This window comes from Streptomyces cupreus, from assembly GCF_014257025.1.
GTDB classification, from domain to species: domain Bacteria; phylum Actinomycetota; class Actinomycetes; order Streptomycetales; family Streptomycetaceae; genus Streptomyces; species Streptomyces cupreus.
Window position 1 is genome coordinate 14,171 of record NZ_JACMSF010000026.1, and the last position, 15,954, is coordinate 30,124.

13 protein-coding genes are annotated in these 15,954 nt (G+C 69.3%); 1 reads left to right on the plus strand and 12 read right to left on the minus strand.

Features of this window, described 5'->3' with window-relative positions; translation table 11 throughout:
* Positions 1-111 precede the first annotated feature (111 nt).
* On the plus strand, positions 112-3,249 hold the full coding sequence (gene ileS, locus H4N64_RS23270; protein WP_186284344.1) for an isoleucine--tRNA ligase: 3,138 nt from the start codon (positions 112-114) through the stop codon (positions 3,247-3,249).
* A gap of 139 nt (positions 3,250-3,388) precedes the next feature.
* On the opposite strand, the gene H4N64_RS23275 is transcribed toward ileS, so the two are convergent.
* The 12 genes from H4N64_RS23275 to H4N64_RS23330 form a co-directional block, all read right to left on the minus strand.
* The gene (locus tag H4N64_RS23275) at positions 3,389-4,549 is read right to left on the minus strand and encodes a DivIVA domain-containing protein (protein ID WP_186284345.1); all 1,161 of its coding nucleotides are present in this window, start codon (positions 4,547-4,549) and stop codon (positions 3,389-3,391) included.
* Positions 4,550-4,602: 53 nt separating this feature from the next.
* A complete protein-coding gene (locus H4N64_RS23280; protein ID WP_007448661.1) occupies positions 4,603-4,887 on the minus strand; it encodes a YggT family protein in 285 nt (94 codons plus the stop codon).
* Positions 4,888-4,976: 89 nt separating this feature from the next.
* Complete coding sequence (locus H4N64_RS23285) at positions 4,977-5,618, minus strand: cell division protein SepF (protein ID WP_186284346.1); 642 nt, start codon at positions 5,616-5,618, stop codon at positions 4,977-4,979.
* Between the two features lie 129 nt (positions 5,619-5,747).
* Positions 5,748-6,467: a YggS family pyridoxal phosphate-dependent enzyme gene (locus H4N64_RS23290; protein WP_186284347.1), complete on the minus strand. Its 720-nt coding sequence runs from the start codon at positions 6,465-6,467 to the stop codon at positions 5,748-5,750.
* Positions 6,468-6,473: 6 nt separating this feature from the next.
* Positions 6,474-7,202 carry a peptidoglycan editing factor PgeF gene (gene pgeF / locus H4N64_RS23295; protein WP_186284348.1) on the minus strand — a complete coding sequence of 243 codons (729 nt, stop codon included), beginning with the start codon at positions 7,200-7,202 and terminating at the stop codon, positions 6,474-6,476.
* Positions 7,199-8,389 carry a cell division protein FtsZ gene (gene ftsZ, locus H4N64_RS23300; RefSeq protein ID WP_186284349.1) on the minus strand — a complete coding sequence of 397 codons (1,191 nt, stop codon included), beginning with the start codon at positions 8,387-8,389 and terminating at the stop codon, positions 7,199-7,201. The genes pgeF and ftsZ overlap by 4 nt, the downstream gene beginning before the upstream one ends.
* Positions 8,390-8,668: 279 nt before the next feature.
* Entirely contained in the window at positions 8,669-9,463 is a 795-nt protein-coding gene (gene ftsQ, locus H4N64_RS23305) for a cell division protein FtsQ (RefSeq protein ID WP_186284350.1), read from the minus strand.
* 25 nt (positions 9,464-9,488) lie between these two features.
* Positions 9,489-10,580 (minus strand): undecaprenyldiphospho-muramoylpentapeptide beta-N-acetylglucosaminyltransferase, encoded by a 1,092-nt coding sequence (gene murG, locus H4N64_RS23310; protein WP_186284351.1) that lies wholly within the window; start codon positions 10,578-10,580, stop codon positions 9,489-9,491.
* A gap of 6 nt (positions 10,581-10,586) precedes the next feature.
* Positions 10,587-11,948 (minus strand): putative lipid II flippase FtsW, encoded by a 1,362-nt coding sequence (gene ftsW / locus H4N64_RS23315; protein WP_186284352.1) that lies wholly within the window; start codon positions 11,946-11,948, stop codon positions 10,587-10,589.
* Positions 11,949-12,045: 97 nt separating this feature from the next.
* Positions 12,046-13,485, minus strand: a complete 1,440-nt coding sequence (gene murD, locus H4N64_RS23320; RefSeq protein WP_186284353.1) for a UDP-N-acetylmuramoyl-L-alanine--D-glutamate ligase — start codon at positions 13,483-13,485, stop codon at positions 12,046-12,048.
* Positions 13,467-14,540 (minus strand): phospho-N-acetylmuramoyl-pentapeptide-transferase, encoded by a 1,074-nt coding sequence (gene mraY / locus H4N64_RS23325; RefSeq protein ID WP_186284354.1) that lies wholly within the window; start codon positions 14,538-14,540, stop codon positions 13,467-13,469. The genes murD and mraY overlap by 19 nt, the downstream gene beginning before the upstream one ends.
* A complete protein-coding gene (locus H4N64_RS23330; protein ID WP_186284355.1) occupies positions 14,537-15,952 on the minus strand; it encodes a UDP-N-acetylmuramoyl-tripeptide--D-alanyl-D-alanine ligase in 1,416 nt (471 codons plus the stop codon). Before H4N64_RS23330 ends, mraY begins: the two co-directional genes overlap by 4 nt.
* Between the last annotated feature and the right edge of the window lie 2 nt (positions 15,953-15,954).

The following is a 15,954-nucleotide window of genomic DNA, read 5'->3' on the forward strand; positions in this document are numbered from 1 at the left end:
GCGGGCCAAGGAGGGTGGTACCGCGGGAGCGCGCCGAAGACGGCGTAACGACAGACGTAGCTCTCGTCCCTCCGGACGGAAGGCAGCAAGTCCGCCGGAGGAAGCTCGCAGATGACAACGCCGACGTACCGCCAGGTACCCGCCCAGGTCGACCTGCCCGCCCTTGAGCACGCCGTGCTCGATTTCTGGCGCGAGCAGAAGATCTTCGCCAAGAGCCTGGAGCAGTCCGAGGGCCGCCCCGAGTGGGTCTTCTACGAGGGCCCGCCGACCGCCAACGGCATGCCCGGCGCCCACCACATCGAGGCCCGCGTCTTCAAGGACGTCTTCCCCCGCTTCCGCACCATGCGCGGCTACCACGTGGCCCGCAAGGCCGGCTGGGACTGCCACGGCCTCCCGGTGGAGCTGGCGGTGGAGAAGGAGCTCGGCTTCAGCGGCAAGAAGGACATCGAGGCGTACGGCATCGCCGAGTTCAACGCCAAGTGCCGTGACTCCGTGCTGCGGCACACCGACGCCTTCTCCGAGCTGACGACCCGCATGGGCTACTGGGTCGACCTCGAAGAGGCCTACGTCACGATGGACCCCGAGTACATCGAGTCCGTCTGGTGGTCGCTGAAGGAGATCTTCAACAAGGGCCTGCTGGTCCAGGACCACCGGGTCGCCCCCTGGTGCCCGCGCTGCGGCACCGGCCTGTCCGACCACGAACTGGCGCAGGGCTACGAGACGGTCGTCGACCCGTCCGTGTACGTCCGTTTCCCGCTCACCTCCGGTCCGCTGGCCGGCCAGGCCGCGCTCCTGGTCTGGACGACGACGCCCTGGACGCTGGTCTCCAACACCGCGGTCGCCGCCCACCCCGAGGTCACCTATGTCGTGGCGACCAACGGCGAGGAGCAGCTCGTCGTCGCCGAACCGCTGGTCGCCAAGGCCCTCGGCGAGGGCTGGGAGACCACCGGCCAGACGTTCACCGGCGCCGAGATGGAGCGCTGGACCTATCAACGCCCCTTCGAGCTGGTCGAGTTCCCGGCGGAGGCGCATTTCGTCGTCAACGCCGACTACGTCACGACCGAGGACGGTACGGGTCTGGTCCACCAGTCCCCCGCCTTCGGTGAGGACGACCTCAAGGTCTGCCGCTCCTACGGTCTGCCGGTCGTCAACCCCGTCCGCCCGGACGGCACCTTCGAGGAGGACGTCCCCCTGGTCGGCGGCGTCTTCTTCAAGAAGGCGGACGAAAAGCTCACCGAGGACCTCCAGCAGCGCGGCCTCCTGTTCAAGCACATCCCGTACGAGCACAGCTACCCGCACTGCTGGCGCTGCCACACCGCGCTCCTCTACTACGCGCAGCCGTCCTGGTACATCCGCACCACGGCCGTGAAGGACCGTCTCCTCCAGGAGAACGAGAACACCAACTGGTTCCCCGACACGGTCAAGCACGGCCGCTTCGGTGACTGGCTGAACAACAACATCGACTGGGCGCTGTCCCGCAACCGCTACTGGGGCACCCCGCTGCCGATCTGGCGCTGCGAGGACGACCACCTCACGGTCGTCGGCTCCCGCGCGGAGCTCACCGAGCTGACCGGCACCGACCAGTCGGACCTCGACCCGCACCGCCCGTACATCGACGACGTCACCTTCGACTGCCCGAGTTGCGCGAAGACGGCCACGCGCGTGCCGGAGGTCATCGACGCCTGGTACGACTCGGGCTCGATGCCGTTCGCGCAGTGGGGCTACCCGTACAAGAACAAGGAACTGTTCGAGTCCCGCTACCCGGCGCAGTTCATCAGCGAGGCCATCGACCAGACCCGCGGCTGGTTCTACACGCTGATGGCGGTCGGCACCCTGGTCTTCGACAAGTCGTCGTACGAGAACGTGGTGTGCCTCGGCCACATCCTCGCCGAGGACGGCCGCAAGATGTCCAAGCACCTGGGCAACATCCTGCAGCCGATCCCACTGATGGACCAGCACGGCGCCGACGCGGTCCGCTGGTTCATGGCGGCCGGCGGCTCCCCGTGGGCGGCCCGCCGCGTGGGCCACGGCACGATCCAGGAGGTCGTCCGCAAGACCCTGCTCACGTACTGGAACACGGTCGCCTTCCAGGCCCTGTACGCCCGTACGTCGAACTGGGCGCCCTCCGCCGCGGACCCGGCCCCGGCCGACCGTCCGCTGCTGGACCGCTGGCTGCTGTCCGAACTCCATGCGCTCACCGACCAGGTGACGCAGGCTCTGGAGGCGTACGACACCCAGCGCGCCGGCAAGCTGCTCTCGGCGTTCGTCGACGATCTGTCGAACTGGTACGTCCGCCGCTCGCGGCGCCGGTTCTGGCAGGGCGACAAGGCCGCGCTGCGCACGCTGCACGAGGTCGTCGAGACGGTGACCAAGCTGATGGCCCCGCTGACCCCGTTCATCACCGAGCGGGTCTGGCAGGACCTGATCGTGCCGGTCACTCCGGGCGCCCCGGAGTCGGTGCACCTGGCGGCGTGGCCGGAGGCGGACCTCACCGCCATCGACCCGGAGCTGTCGAAGCAGATGGTGCTGGTGCGCCGCCTGGTGGAGCTCGGCCGTGCCACGCGCGCGGAGTCGGGCGTCAAGACCCGCCAGCCGCTGAAGCGTGCACTGGTCGCGGCGACCGGCTTCGGCTCCCTCAGCCCCGAGCTGCACACGCAGATCACCGAGGAGCTGAACGTCGAGTCGCTGGCGTCCCTCTCCGAGGTCGGCGGCAGCCTGGTGGACACGACCGCGAAGGCCAATTTCCGCGCCCTGGGCAAGCGGTTCGGCAAGCGCGTCCAGGACGTGGCGAAGGCCGTCGCGGGGGCCGATGCGGCCGCGCTGTCCCTGGCCCTGCGCGACGGCACGGCATCGGTCGAGGTCGACGGTGAGACGATCACCCTCGCCCCGGACGAGGTGATCATCACCGAGACCCCGCGCGAGGGCTGGTCGGTGGCGTCCGACTCGGGCGCTACGGTCGCCCTGGACCTGGAGATCACCGAGGAGCTGCGCCGCGCGGGCCTGGCCCGTGACGCGATCCGCCTGATCCAGGAGGCCCGCAAGAACAGCGGCCTCGACGTGGCCGACAGGATCGCGCTGCGGTGGCTCTCGACCGACCCGGCGACGGTCGCGGCCCTGTCGGGGCACACGGAGCTCATCGCCGACGAAGTCCTCGCGACGGACTTCGCCCAGGGCGAGGCGGACGACAGCTACGGCACCCCGTTCACGGACGAGGGCCTGTCCCTGACGTTCCGCCTGCGCAAGGCGTAGGCATGTGAAGGGCCCGGTCTCCAGTTCGGAGGCCGGGCCCTTTCCTGCTGTCAACGCGAGTAAAAGGGGCGGGCCCCGGATCGAAATCCGGGGCCCGCCCCTTTGAACGCTGCCGACGCCTAAGGCGTACTACTGGCCGTCAGTTGTCGTCCTCGTCGATCAGGAACCCACGCATCGGCGAGGGAGCCTGACCCATCGGGGACGGACCCTGCGGACGGACCGGAGCCATCGGCTGGGTCATCGCCGGGGACATCTGCTGCTGACCGCCGTAGGAGGGGCCGGCCGGAGCCGGACCGCTGCCCATGCCCTGGTTGCCGCCGTACGACGGGGCGCTCGCACCGGCCGGGGCCATCGACGGCGCCGGGGACGGCGGCAGCGAGGCGGTGGCCGGAGTGCGCGGCGGGGCCAGCGAGTCGTCGGCCTGGGTCTCCAGCTGACGCAGCTGCGACTCCAGGTAGGACTTCAGACGCGTGCGGTACTCGCGCTCGAAGCCGCGCAGGTCCTCGACCTTGCGCTCCAGCGTGGCGCGAGCGGACTCCAGGGAGCCCATCGCGACGCGGTGCTTCTCCTGCGCGTCCCGCTCAAGGGCGTCGGCCTTGGCACGAGCGTCACGCTCAAGCCCCTCGGCACGCGAACGCGCCTCGCCGACGATCTTGTTGGCCTCGGAACGGGCCTCGGCGATCGCCTGGTCGGCGGTCTGCTGGGCCAGCGAGAGGACACGGGCGGCGCTGTCGCCACCGGGGCCCTGACCGGGGCCGCCCATCGGGCCGCCCATGGGGCCGCCCATCGGACCGCCCATCTGCTGCTGCATCGGTGGCTGGCCCATCGGACCGGGACCCTGGCCCATCGGACCGGGGCCCTGCGGGCCACCCTGACCGCCGGGACCGGCGGGCAGCTGCGGTGCGCCGCTGGGCAGCTGGGGCGGGCCACCCATGGGGCCACCCATCTGCTGCTGCGGCGGGCCCGATATGCCGGCGGGCACCGGAGCGCCCGGACCTCGCATACCCTGCTGCGGCATACCACCCTGCTGCGGGATGCCACCCTGCTGCGGCATGCCACCCTGCTGCTGGTCCTGCGGACCGGGGCCCTCCGGAGGCTTGCGCATGTTCTGCTGGTTCTGGGCAGCAGCGCGCGTGGCCGCGGCCAGTTTGGCGCGCAGGTCCTCGTTCTCGCGGAGCAGGCGCGTCAGTTCGGCTTCGACCTCATCGAGGAAGGCATCGACCTCGTCCTCGTCATAGCCTTCTCGGAGGCGGACGGTCGTGAACTGCTTGTTCCGCACGTCCTCGGGGGTCAACGGCATCTCTTCACCTCAACGTAGTCGTCGGCATTCGGCAAGACGGTAGTTCACATCGCTCACAGCCGGCTCACGATCGAGATCAGGATGTAGACGATGATCATCAGTACGAAGAAGGACAGGTCGAGCGCCACGCCCCCGAGACGCAGCGGCGGAATGAACCGCCGCAGAAGCTTGAGCGGTGGATCAGTGACAGTGTAGGTGGCCTCCAGAACGACCACCATCGCCTTGCCGGGTTGCCACGAGCGGGCGAACTGGAAGACATAGTCCATGACCAACCGGAAGATCAGCACGATGAGGAAGCACATCAGCGCGATATAGACGACATCCAGGACCACGCTCATGACCCTTGCTTCCCTCTCCCCATGTTCCGTGCTGCTGCGGTACTGCGTTGTGTTGCTCTGTTCTGTACTGCTGTTTCCGGTTGTGCGTCTCAGCTCTGGTTGAAGAACCCGCCCTCTGCGATGCGGGCCTTGTCCTCCGCCGTGACATCGACGTTAGCAGGCGACAACAGGAACACCTTCTGCGTCACCCGCTCGATGCTGCCGTGAAGACCAAACACCAAACCCGCCGCAAAGTCGACAAGTCGCTTGGCATCTGTGTCATCCATCTCAGTCAAGTTCATGATCACCGGAGTGCCCTCACGGAAGTGTTCCCCGATGGTACGGGCCTCGTTGTAGGTCCGCGGGTGAAGCGTGGTGATCCGGTACGGCTCTCGTTCCGACACGACCTTGGGCATGATCACCGGCGCGTTCTTCTCCAGGCTTTGACGTTCTTGTGTGATGGATGCCACGGGCGCGATTCGCGCCGGGCGCCCGGATTCCGCGCCCAGCGAAGCGGCGTGGGGCACCGGGTCGCGCGGCACCGATGGCTGCACCACTCGTACCGATTCGTCCCTTTGGGACTGATGTGAACCGTGCGACTGGTGCGACGGCTCATGCCGTCGGTGGTCCCGCTCGGGCTCGGGATCGAGTTCGGGTTCGAAGTCGTCGTCGGGGTCGAAACCGCGGCCGTCGTACCCATCGTCCTCCACGAGGCCGAGGTAGACCGCCATCTTGCGCATCGCGCCGGCCATGCTCTGAGTCCTCCGCTCTGTGGTGGATCGGCTGACGACTGCCAAGTGCCCGCGATCCACGAGGTCGTTACGCCCGCTGTTCAGCGGTAATGACCATATTTTCTGCTGTGGTCCGACTTCCTGGCGACGTTACCCGAGCCTCGGGCGGACTCCGAGTACCGCAGTGCCGACGCGCACATGTGTCGCTCCGGCCGCCACGGCCTGTTCGAGGTCCGCACTCATTCCTGCCGAGACCATGTTCGCAGCCGGATGGGCTCGGCGCAGGTCGGTCGACAAATCCATCAACCGCTCGAACGCCGCCAGTTCACGTCCCGCGTACTCTCCGGTCAGAGGTGCGACCGTCATCAGCCCGTCGAGCCGCAGCCCAGGAGCCTCGGTGACAAGGTCGGCCAACTCTTCGATTCCGCCAGGTGCTACGCCACCCCGCTCCCCTCGCTCGCGCTCACCGGCGTCGAGCGCGACCTGGATGAGACAGCCCACCTCGCGCTCCACCCGTACGGCCCCCCTGGAGAGGGCCGTCACCAGCTTGGAACGATCGACGGACTGCACGACATCCGCATAACCGACCACGGATCGCACCTTGTTGGTCTGAAGCTGACCGACAAAGTGCCAAGTAAGGGGCAGATCCGAACACTCCGCCGCCTTGGGCGCCGCGTCCTGGTCCTTGTTCTCGGCGACATGGCGCACACCGAGTTCCGACAGGATCCGCACATCGCTCGCGGGGTAGGTCTTGGTGACCACGATCAGGGTCACCTCCTCGCGCTTACGCCCGGCGGCCACGCACGCCGCGGCGATGCGCTCCTCGACTTTCGCCAGGTTTCCGGCGAGTTCGTCCTTACGTTCTGTCATGCCCCATCAGTCCAGCCAGACATAGCCCGCGAGCCGGCCCGTGGTCCGGTCGCGGCGGTACGAGAAGTGGTCGCCCGACTCGCGCGTGCACACCGGCGACTGCTCCCGGTCGCACACCCCGAGCCGGTCGAGCTGCGCGTGCACTCCGGCGGTCACATCCACCGCGGGCGTACCCCAGCTCGTCTCGGCGTACGCCGCCGGCTCGACCGCGGACACCTCGGCGCGCATCTCCTCGGGCACCTCGTAGCACCGGCCGCAGACGGCGGGCCCGGTGCGGGCGACGATCCGGGACGGCTCGGCACCCAGTTCCATCATCGCGCGTAGCGCGGCGGGCACGACTCCGGCGACCATGCCGGGCCGGCCCGCGTGGGCCGCGGCGACGACTCCGGCGACCGGGTCGGCGAGCAGGACGGGCGTGCAGTCGGCGGTGAGAACGGCGAGGGCCAGACCCCGCTCGGCGGTGACGACCGCGTCGACCTTCGGCACCGGATGCTCCCCCCGGGGCCGGTCGACCACCACGACGTCGTTGCCGTGCACCTGGTTCATCCAGACGACCCGGCCCGCGTCGAGTCCGAGCGACTTGGCCGCCAGCTCGCGATTGGTTCGTACGGCGTCGGAGTCGTCGCCGACCGCCGCGCCGAGGTTGAGCTCCTCGTACGGAACGGCGCTCACCCCGCCCCACCTGTCGGTGAAGGCGAAGTGCGCGCCGCTCACGGTGTCGCGCTGTCCTATCACTTCAGGAAGTCCGGCACGTCCAGCTCCTCGGCCGCGCTGTCCGAGTAGGACCGGGACGGCGGGACCGGCGGGCCGACCTGGATGTCGGCGGCCGGCTCGGGAGCGGGCGCCGGCTCCTCCTTCGGCGTGACGCTGCCGAGCGAGCCGAAGGACGGACGGCCCTCGGTCTGCCGTACCGGAGTGGGCTCCTCGCGCTTGGCCGAGGACGAGCCGAGGATGTTGTCCCGCTTCGACGGCGGCTGACCCCCGTCGAAGCCGGCCGCGATCACGGTGACCCGGACCTCGTCGCCGAGGGCGTCGTCGATCACCGCGCCGAAGATGATGTTGGCCTCGGGGTGGGCGGCCTCGCTCACCAGCTGGGCGGCCTCGTTGATCTCGAACAGGCCGAGGTCCGAGCCGCCGGAGATGGAGAGCAGCACACCGCGGGCGCCGTCGATGGACGCCTCCAGCAGCGGCGAGGAGATCGCCATCTCGGCCGCGGCCACCGCGCGGTCGTCGCCGCGGGCCGAGCCGATGCCCATGAGGGCCGAACCGGCCTCCGACATGACCGACTTGACGTCGGCGAAGTCGAGGTTGATCAGACCGGGCGTGGTGATGAGGTCGGTGATGCCCTGGACACCGGAGAGCAGGACCTGGTCGGCCGACTTGAAGGCATCGAGCACCGAGACCTGGCGGTCCGAGATGGACAGCAGCCGGTCGTTCGGGATGACGATGAGGGTGTCGACCTCTTCGCGGAGCTCGGCGATGCCGTCCTCGGCCTGGTTGGCGCGGCGCCGTCCCTCGAAGGTGAACGGGCGCGTGACCACGCCGATGGTGAGAGCGCCGAGCGAGCGTGCGATGTTGGCCACGACGGGCGCGCCGCCGGTGCCGGTGCCGCCGCCTTCACCGGCTGTCACGAAGACCATGTCGGCCCCCTTGAGGACCTCCTCGATCTCCTCGCGGTGGTCCTCGGCGGCCTTGCGGCCGACGGCCGGGTTGGCTCCGGCGCCGAGTCCGCGGGTGAGTTCACGGCCGACGTCGAGCTTGACGTCGGCGTCGCTCATCAACAGCGCCTGTGCGTCAGTGTTGATGGCGATGAACTCGACGCCCTTGAGACCGACCTCGATCATCCGGTTGATGGCATTGACACCACCGCCGCCGACACCGATGACTTTGATGACTGCGAGGTAGTTCTGCGGTGCTGCCACGTCGAAGGCCTCTCGCCTCGAGTTACGTGTCGCCGCCTCGCGGTTGGCCCGCGATCCGACGACTGATGCCGAATGGGACGGTCCGTTTCGCCGACCCGAACCCTAACCCTGAAGTTTAGGGTTACCAGTATGTCCGTTCCTTGGAATCTTCTGAACAGGACACTAAGTCGACAAGTGGCGCCCGTTCAACGAACACGCCGAACCTCCCGTTTTTCTTTTCACCCTATGTGATCAGCCATAGCAGTGCCCAACCAGGGTGCTGACCTGCGCGGATGTGCGTCAACTCCCCGATGACGCAGGGGCGGTGGGAACGCCGACGTCGAAGTGCCGCGCGTCCGGCGAGGCTTTCATCAGAGCGAGGAGTGTGCGAGCCTTCGCCGCTCCCTTCTCGGCGCTGCCCCAGTCGACGGTCCGGCCGTCGGCCAACTCCAGTGAGATGTCGTCGTAGGAACGGACCTTGACCGTCCGGGTGTCGCGGGCGACGGCGGCCGGAACGGCACCGGCGACGCGGACCGCCTCGCGCACGAGCCGGTCCTCGCCGAAGCGACGCAGGCTCGCGGCGGAGGAACCGGACGGGGAGAGCGCCAATTCCAGCACGGGAACGCCTTTCGGGGCCTCGGAAACCGTGGCGAATCGGACACCTTCATCGTCCACTTCGACGAAGTTTTTGCCCTTTTGCACAATCAGAACCGGGGTTCGCTCGGTCACTTTCAGCCCGATTCCATCGGGCCAGGACCGGCCCACGTCCACCACGTCAATTCGCGGCAGTTTCCGCCTCAGTCGCGCCTCGATGGCATCGGTGTCGACGGAAACCAACGGCGATCCGACCGGAACGTCGGCGGCCTCGCGCACCTGCTCGGGCGTCAGCACCCGGGTCCCCGACACGGTCACGCGCTCGACGCGCACCCAGCTCGACCCGTACAACACCCAGACGCCGCCCGCCCCGAGAAGCACGAGCGCGACGGCGAGGATGATGATCGTACGAAGCCGTGGTGGCCGCACCCGCCGGGCAGGGGGCGGACCGGACGACTGCTGCTGACGTTCACCGCGCTCGGCGGTCGTCGATCCGGCCACGCTGCCTGCCCTCCGTCATACGGTCCTAGCGTCGGTGCGAGGCGATCGCCTCGTACACCATGCCGACGAGCAGGTCGTCGGCGTCCCGGCGGCCGAACTCGCTTGCGGCGCGGGACATCTCGTACAGCCGGTGCGGGTCGGCGAGCACGGGCAGGACGTTCTGCTGCACCCACTCGGGGGTGAGTTCCGCGTCGTCGACCAGCAGTCCGCCGCCGGCCTTGACCACCGGCTGGGCGTTCAGCCGCTGTTCGCCGTTGCCGATGGGCAGCGGGACATAGGCGGCCGGGAGTCCGACGGCGGAGAGTTCGGCGACGGTCATCGCGCCCGCGCGGCAGAGCATCATGTCGGCAGCGGCGTACGCGAGATCCATCCGGTCCAGGTAACCTACCGGGATGTACGGGGGCATTCCCGGCATCTGGTGCACCTGCGGCAGTTCGTTCTTCGGGCCGACCGCGTGCAGGATCTGGATCCCGGCCTGCTGGAGCCAGGGCGCGACCTGCTGGACGACCTCGTTCAGCCGCCGGGCGCCCTGCGAGCCGCCGGAGACGAGCAGGGTCGGCAGGTTCGGGTCGAGCCCGAACAGCGCGCGGGCCTCGGGGCGTACGGCGGCCCGGTCCAGGGTGGCGATGGAGCGGCGCAGCGGAATGCCGATGTAGCGGGCGTCGCGCAGCTTGCTGTCCGGGGTGGAGACGGCGACCCGGGCGGCGTACCGCGAACCGATCTTGTTGGCGAGACCCGGGCGGGCGTTGGCCTCGTGGATCACGATCGGCACACCGAGGCGCTTGGCGGCGAGGTAGCCGGGCAGGGCGACGTAGCCGCCGAAGCCGACGACCGCGTCCGCCTTGGTGCGCTCCAGGATCTGCTCGGCGGCCTTGATCGTGCCGCGCAGCCGGCCCGGGACGGTGATCAGCTCGGGGGTCGGCTTGCGCGGCAGCGGTACGGCCGGGATCAGCGCCAGCTCGTAACCGCGCTGTGGAACGAGCTTGGTCTCAAGACCCCGCTCCGTGCCCAGGGCCGTGATCCCCACGGTCGGGTCCTGCCTGCGCAGGGCGTCCGCGAGGGCGAGCGCGGGCTCGATGTGGCCCGCGGTTCCTCCGCCGGCGAGTACGACATGCACCGAAATTCACCGCTCTCCGGACGTACGCGCCGCCGAGGCGCGCCGTCGCATCGTGTTCCATCTCCGAGGCTCCCTGGTCGCAGCAGAGCCCCCGGCACCCCGCTTTCTACCAAAGCGGGGTTGCCGCATCGATAGCGCCGCCCGCGCAGCGGGCTCGTCGCGTGCGAAGGCGATCAGCAGCCCGATGGCGAACATGGTCGGCAGCAGGGCGGACCCTCCGTAGGAGAACAGCGGGAGGGGGACACCGGCGATCGGCAGCAGACCGAGCACCGCACCGATGTTGATCACCGCCTGAGCGGTGATCCAGGTGGTCACGCCTCCCGCGGCATACCTCACGAAGGGGTCCTCCGTGCGTCCGGCCACGCGGATACCCGCATAGCCTAGAGCCGCGAAGAGGGCGAGCACCGACAGCGTCCCCGCCAGGCCCAGTTCCTCACCGGTGACGGCGAAGATGAAGTCGGTGTGGGCTTCGGGGAGTTGCCCCCATTTCTCCATGCTCGCCCCCAGTCCGGATCCGAAGATTCCGCCGGACGCGAGGGCGTAGATCCCGTGCACCGCCTGCCAGCAGCTGTCCCCCGGGCCCGGGTCGGTGGCGCCGATGCACTGGAGGCGGGCCATCCGGTTCGGGCTGGCCTTGATCAGGATCAGGCCGATCAGACCGGCGATCGACAGCACCCCCACGAACAGCCGGGTCGGGGCTCCCGCCAGCCACAGCAGGCCGAACAGGATCGCCGTCAGGATGATCGCCGTACCCATGTCGCCGCCGAGCATGATCAGCCCGAGCAGCATGAAGGCGACCGGGACCAGCGGCACCAGCATGTGCTTCCACTGGGTCAGCAGCTTCTTGTCCTGCTTGCGGGCCAGCAGGTCGGCGCCCCACAGCACCAGCGCCAGCTTGCCGAACTCGCTGGGCTGGAGCAGGAAGGGGCCGCCGACGGAGATCCAGTTCTGGTTGCCGTTGACCGAGACTCCTATCCCCGGCACCTGGACCAGCGCCATCAGGAAGACGGCGCCCGCGATGATCGGGTAGGCCAGCGCCCGGTGCAGTTTGACCGGCATCCGGGAGGCGGCGAACAGCAGTCCGGCGCCGATGAGCGCGGCCACCAGCTGTTTGCGGAAGAAGTACGAGCCGGGCAGCGACATCTGCAGCGCCTTGATCTGGGAGGCCGAGTAGACCATCACCAGACCCAGCACGGTGATCAGCAGACTGCCGCCGAGGATCAGGTAGTACGCGGTCAGCGGCCGGTCCCAGGCCTTCTTCGCGCGCGTGTAGAGCCGAAGGAGGGGGTTCTCGCGCGGAGGCCGGGGGGTGGCGGGACGGCGGACGGCTCGCTGGGCCGGGGGGCGGCCCGTACGGCTACTGGACATCACCGGCTCCTCGCACGCACCCACCGAACCCGAGCCACATCCGAGTCACCCGTCCCTCCAAGGGTCCCGAAGCACCCTAGGTGGCCGAGACCCGCCGTCAGGCGCCGGCGCCGAGTTCGCGAACCGCCTCCGCGAACGCGTCACCGCGCTTGTTGTAGTTGGCGAACATGTCCATCGAGGCGCAGGCCGGGGCCAGCAGCACCGTGTCGCCCTCGGTGGCGAGCCGCCGGGCCTCCTGGACTGCCGCGAGCATCGCCCCAGTGTCGGTCCGGTCGAGGTCCACGACCGGTACTTCCGGGGCGTGTCGCGCGAGGGCTTCGCGGATCAGCGCCCGGTCGGCGCCGATGAGGACGGCCCCGCGAAGTCGCTTTGCCGACTTGGCGACCAGCTCGTCGAAGGTGGCGCCCTTGGCCAGTCCGCCCGCGATCCACACGATCGACTCGTAGGCCGCCAACGAGGCTTCCGCCGCGTGCGTGTTGGTGGCCTTGGAGTCGTCGACGTACGCGACCCCGTCGACGTCCGCCACATGCGCGATGCGGTGGGCGTCCGGGGTGAAGGCCCGCAGACCGTCGCGTACGGCCTTGGCGGGCACTCCGAAGGCGCGCGCGAGGGCCGCCGCCGCAAGGGCGTTGGCGATGTTGTGGGGGGCCGGCGGGTTGACGTCGGAGACCTCGGCGAGCTCCTGGGCGTTCTTCTGCCGGTTCTCCACGAAGGCGCGGTCGACCAGGATGCCGTCCACGACGCCGAGTTGGGAGGAGCCCGGGGTGCCGAGAGTGAAGCCGATGGCCCGGCAGCCCTCCTCGACGTCCGCCTCGCGCACCAGGTCCTCGGTCGCCTTCTCGGCGACGTTGTAGACACAGGCGACGCGATTGCCCTGGTAGATACGGCCCTTGTCGGCGGCGTACGCCTCCATGGAGCCGTGCCAGTCGAGGTGGTCGGGGGCGAGGTTGAGGACGGCGGCGGAGTGGGCGCGCAGGGACGGCGCCCAGTGGAGCTGGTAGCTGGACAACTCCACGGCCAGGACGTCGTACTCCTCGTCGCCGAGGACCGCGTCCAGCAGGGAGACGCCGATGTTGCCGACGGCGGCCGTGCGCAGGCCCGCCGCCTTGAGGATCGAGGCGAGCATCTGGACCGTCGTGGTCTTGCCGTTGGTGCCGGTGACGGCGAGCCAGGGCGCGGCGTCGGGGCCGCGCAGGCGCCAGGCCAGTTCGACGTCGCCCCAGATCTCCAGGCCGGCCGCGCGGGCCGCCGTGAACAGCGGCTTGTCCGGCTTCCAGCCGGGCGCGGTGACGACGAGTTCGGTGCCTTCGGGCAGGGTGGCGCCGTCGCCGAGGCGGACCGTGATGCCCAGCGCCTCCAGCTCCGCGGCCTGTTCACGCGCGCGTGCGTCGTCGCCGTCGTTGACGACGGTGACCCGCGCGCCCAGGCCGTGCAGCACCTTGGCCGCCGGGATGCCGGAGACGCCGAGCCCGGCGACGGTGACGTGCTTGCCCTGCCAGTCGAGAGGCTCCGAGGAGGTCACTTTTCTGCTGCCCATCCCGCGTAGAAGAGACCCAGGCCTACGATCACACAGATGCCCTGGATGATCCAGAAACGGACCACCACGAGCACTTCGGACCAGCCCTTGAGTTCGAAGTGGTGCTGGAGTGGCGCCATCCGGAAGACGCGCTTTCCGGTGAGCCGGAACGAGCCGACCTGGATGACCACCGACATGGTGATCAGGACGAACAGGCCGCCGAGGATGGCGAGCAGCAGCTCGGTGCGGGAGCAGATCGCGAGACCGGCGAGCACACCGCCGAGCGCCAGCGAACCGGTGTCGCCCATGAAGATCTTGGCCGGCGAGGTGTTCCACCACAGGAAGCCGAGGCAGGCGCCCATCAGCGCGGCGGAGACCACGGCGAGATCGAGCGGGTCGCGCACCTCGTAACAGGCGCCCGGGTTGGTCAGGGTCTGCGCGTTGGCGCAGGACTCCTGGTACTGCCAGACGCCGATGAACGTGTAGGCGCCGAAGACCAGCACGGAGGCGCCGGTGGCGAGGCCGTCGAGACCGTCGGTGAGGTTCACGCCGTTCGACATCGCGAGGATCATGAACAGCGCCCACACCACGAACAGCACCGGGCCGATGGTCCAGCCGAAGTCCGTGATGAACGACAGCTTCGTGGAGGCCGGGGTGTTGCCGCGGGCGTCGGCGAACTGGAGCGAGAGCACCGCGAAGGCGATGCCGCCGAGCAGCTGTCCGGCCATCTTCGCCTTGGCCCGCAGACCCAGCGAACGCCGCTTGACGATCTTGATGTAGTCGTCGAGGAAGCCGACCAGACCCATGCCGACCATCAGGCCGAGCACCAGCACACCGGAGTAGGTCGGCGGCTTGCCCGTGATGAGCTTCGACAGGAAGTACGCGGCGACCGTCGCCAGGATGAAGGCGATACCACCCATGGTCGGCGTACCGCGCTTGCTGGCGTGCTCGCGCGGGCCGTCGTCGCGGATGTACTGGCCGTAGCCCTTGCGGGCCAGGAGTTTGATCAGCAGCGGGGTGCCGATCAGCGTCAGGAAGAGGCCAATGACTCCTGCGAACAGGATCTGCTTCATCATCGGGCGGCAACCTCACCCTCGGCACCGGTCTCGACGAGCGCCTGCGCCACGCTCTCCAGACCGACCGACCGGGACGCCTTCACGAGTACGACGTCCCCTGGGCGCAACTCGCTGCGCAACAGGTCGACCGCCGCCTGTGCGTCGGACACGTGCACCGACTCCTCACCCCACGAACCCTCGTTATATGCGCCCAGTTGCAGCCAGGACGCTTCCCTGCCCCCGACCGCGACGAGCTTGCTGACGTTGAGCCGGACGGCGAGCCGCCCGACCGCGTCGTGCTCGGCGAGCGCCTCGTCCCCGAGCTCGGCCATCTTGCCGAGCACCGCCCAGGTCCGCCGCCCCTTGCCCATCGCCGCGAGCGCGCGCAGGGCGGCTCGCATGGACTCGGGATTCGCGTTGTAGGCGTCGTTGACGACCGTCACGCCGTCCGGGCGCTCGGTGACCTCCATCCGCCAGCGGGAGAGGGAGCCCGCCTCGGAGAGCGCGGTGGCGATCTCTTCCGCGGACATGCCCAGCTCGTGGGCGACGGCGGCCGCGGCGAGCGCGTTCGACACGTGGTGCTCACCGTACAGGCGCATGGTCACTTCGCTTGCACCGGAGGGTGTGTGAAGCATGAAGGCGGGCTGTCCGCTGTCCGTGAGTCGCACGTTCTCGGCACGTACGTCCGCTTCGTCGGACTCTCCGAAAAGGATCACCTTCGCCTTCGTACGGGAGGCCATGGCCCGTACCAAGGGGTCGTCCGCGTTGAGGATCGCGGCCCCGCCGTCCTCCGAGGAGGGCAGCGCTTCCACGAGTTCGCCCTTGGCCTCGGCGATCTGCTCCCGGCCGCCGAACTCGCCGATGTGGGCGGTGCCGACGTTGAGCACGAGGCCGACCTTCGGGGGCGTGAGCTCGGCGAGGTAGCGGATGTGGCCGATGCCCCGGGCGCCCATCTCCAGCACGAGGAACTTCGTCTCCTCGGTGGCGGACAGGGCGGTCAGCGGCAGCCCGATCTCGTTGTTGAGCGAGCCGGGCGTGAACACCGTGGGCGCCTTGCGCCGCAGCACCTGGGCGATCAGGTCCTTGGTGCTGGTCTTGCCCGCGGAGCCGGTCAGCGCAACGAGGGTGGTGCCGAGCCGTCCGACGACGTGCCGGGCGAGGGCGCCGAGGGCCCGCTGGACGTCGTCCACGACGATCGCGGGCACGCCGACGGGCCGCGAGGCCAGCACGGCCGCCGCGCCCGCCTCGACGACCGCGGCGGCGAAGTCGTGGCCGTCGACGCGCTCGCCGACGAAGGCGACGAAGAGGCTGCCGGGCTCCACCTCACGGGAGTCCCGGACGACCGGTCCGGTGACCCGCAGCGACGGATCCGGTATGTCGTACGTCTGCCCGCCGACGACTTCTGCGATCTCGGCGAGAGAGAGGGCGATCACAA

Coding starts and splice junctions, on each gene's coding strand:
- H4N64_RS23290 (WP_186284347.1), bottom strand. CDS start 6,467: ATGACAGAACGTAAGGACGAACTCGCCGGAAACCTGGCGAAAGTCGAG.
- ileS (WP_186284344.1), top strand. CDS start 112: ATGACAACGCCGACGTACCGCCAGGTACCCGCCCAGGTCGACCTGCCC.
- ftsW (WP_186284352.1), bottom strand. CDS start 11,948: ATGTCCAGTAGCCGTACGGGCCGCCCCCCGGCCCAGCGAGCCGTCCGC.
- H4N64_RS23280 (WP_007448661.1), bottom strand. CDS start 4,887: ATGAGCGTGGTCCTGGATGTCGTCTATATCGCGCTGATGTGCTTCCTC.
- H4N64_RS23285 (WP_186284346.1), bottom strand. CDS start 5,618: ATGGCCGGCGCGATGCGCAAGATGGCGGTCTACCTCGGCCTCGTGGAG.
- murD (WP_186284353.1), bottom strand. CDS start 13,485: ATGGGCAGCAGAAAAGTGACCTCCTCGGAGCCTCTCGACTGGCAGGGC.
- H4N64_RS23275 (WP_186284345.1), bottom strand. CDS start 4,549: ATGCCGTTGACCCCCGAGGACGTGCGGAACAAGCAGTTCACGACCGTC.
- mraY (WP_186284354.1), bottom strand. CDS start 14,540: ATGATGAAGCAGATCCTGTTCGCAGGAGTCATTGGCCTCTTCCTGACG.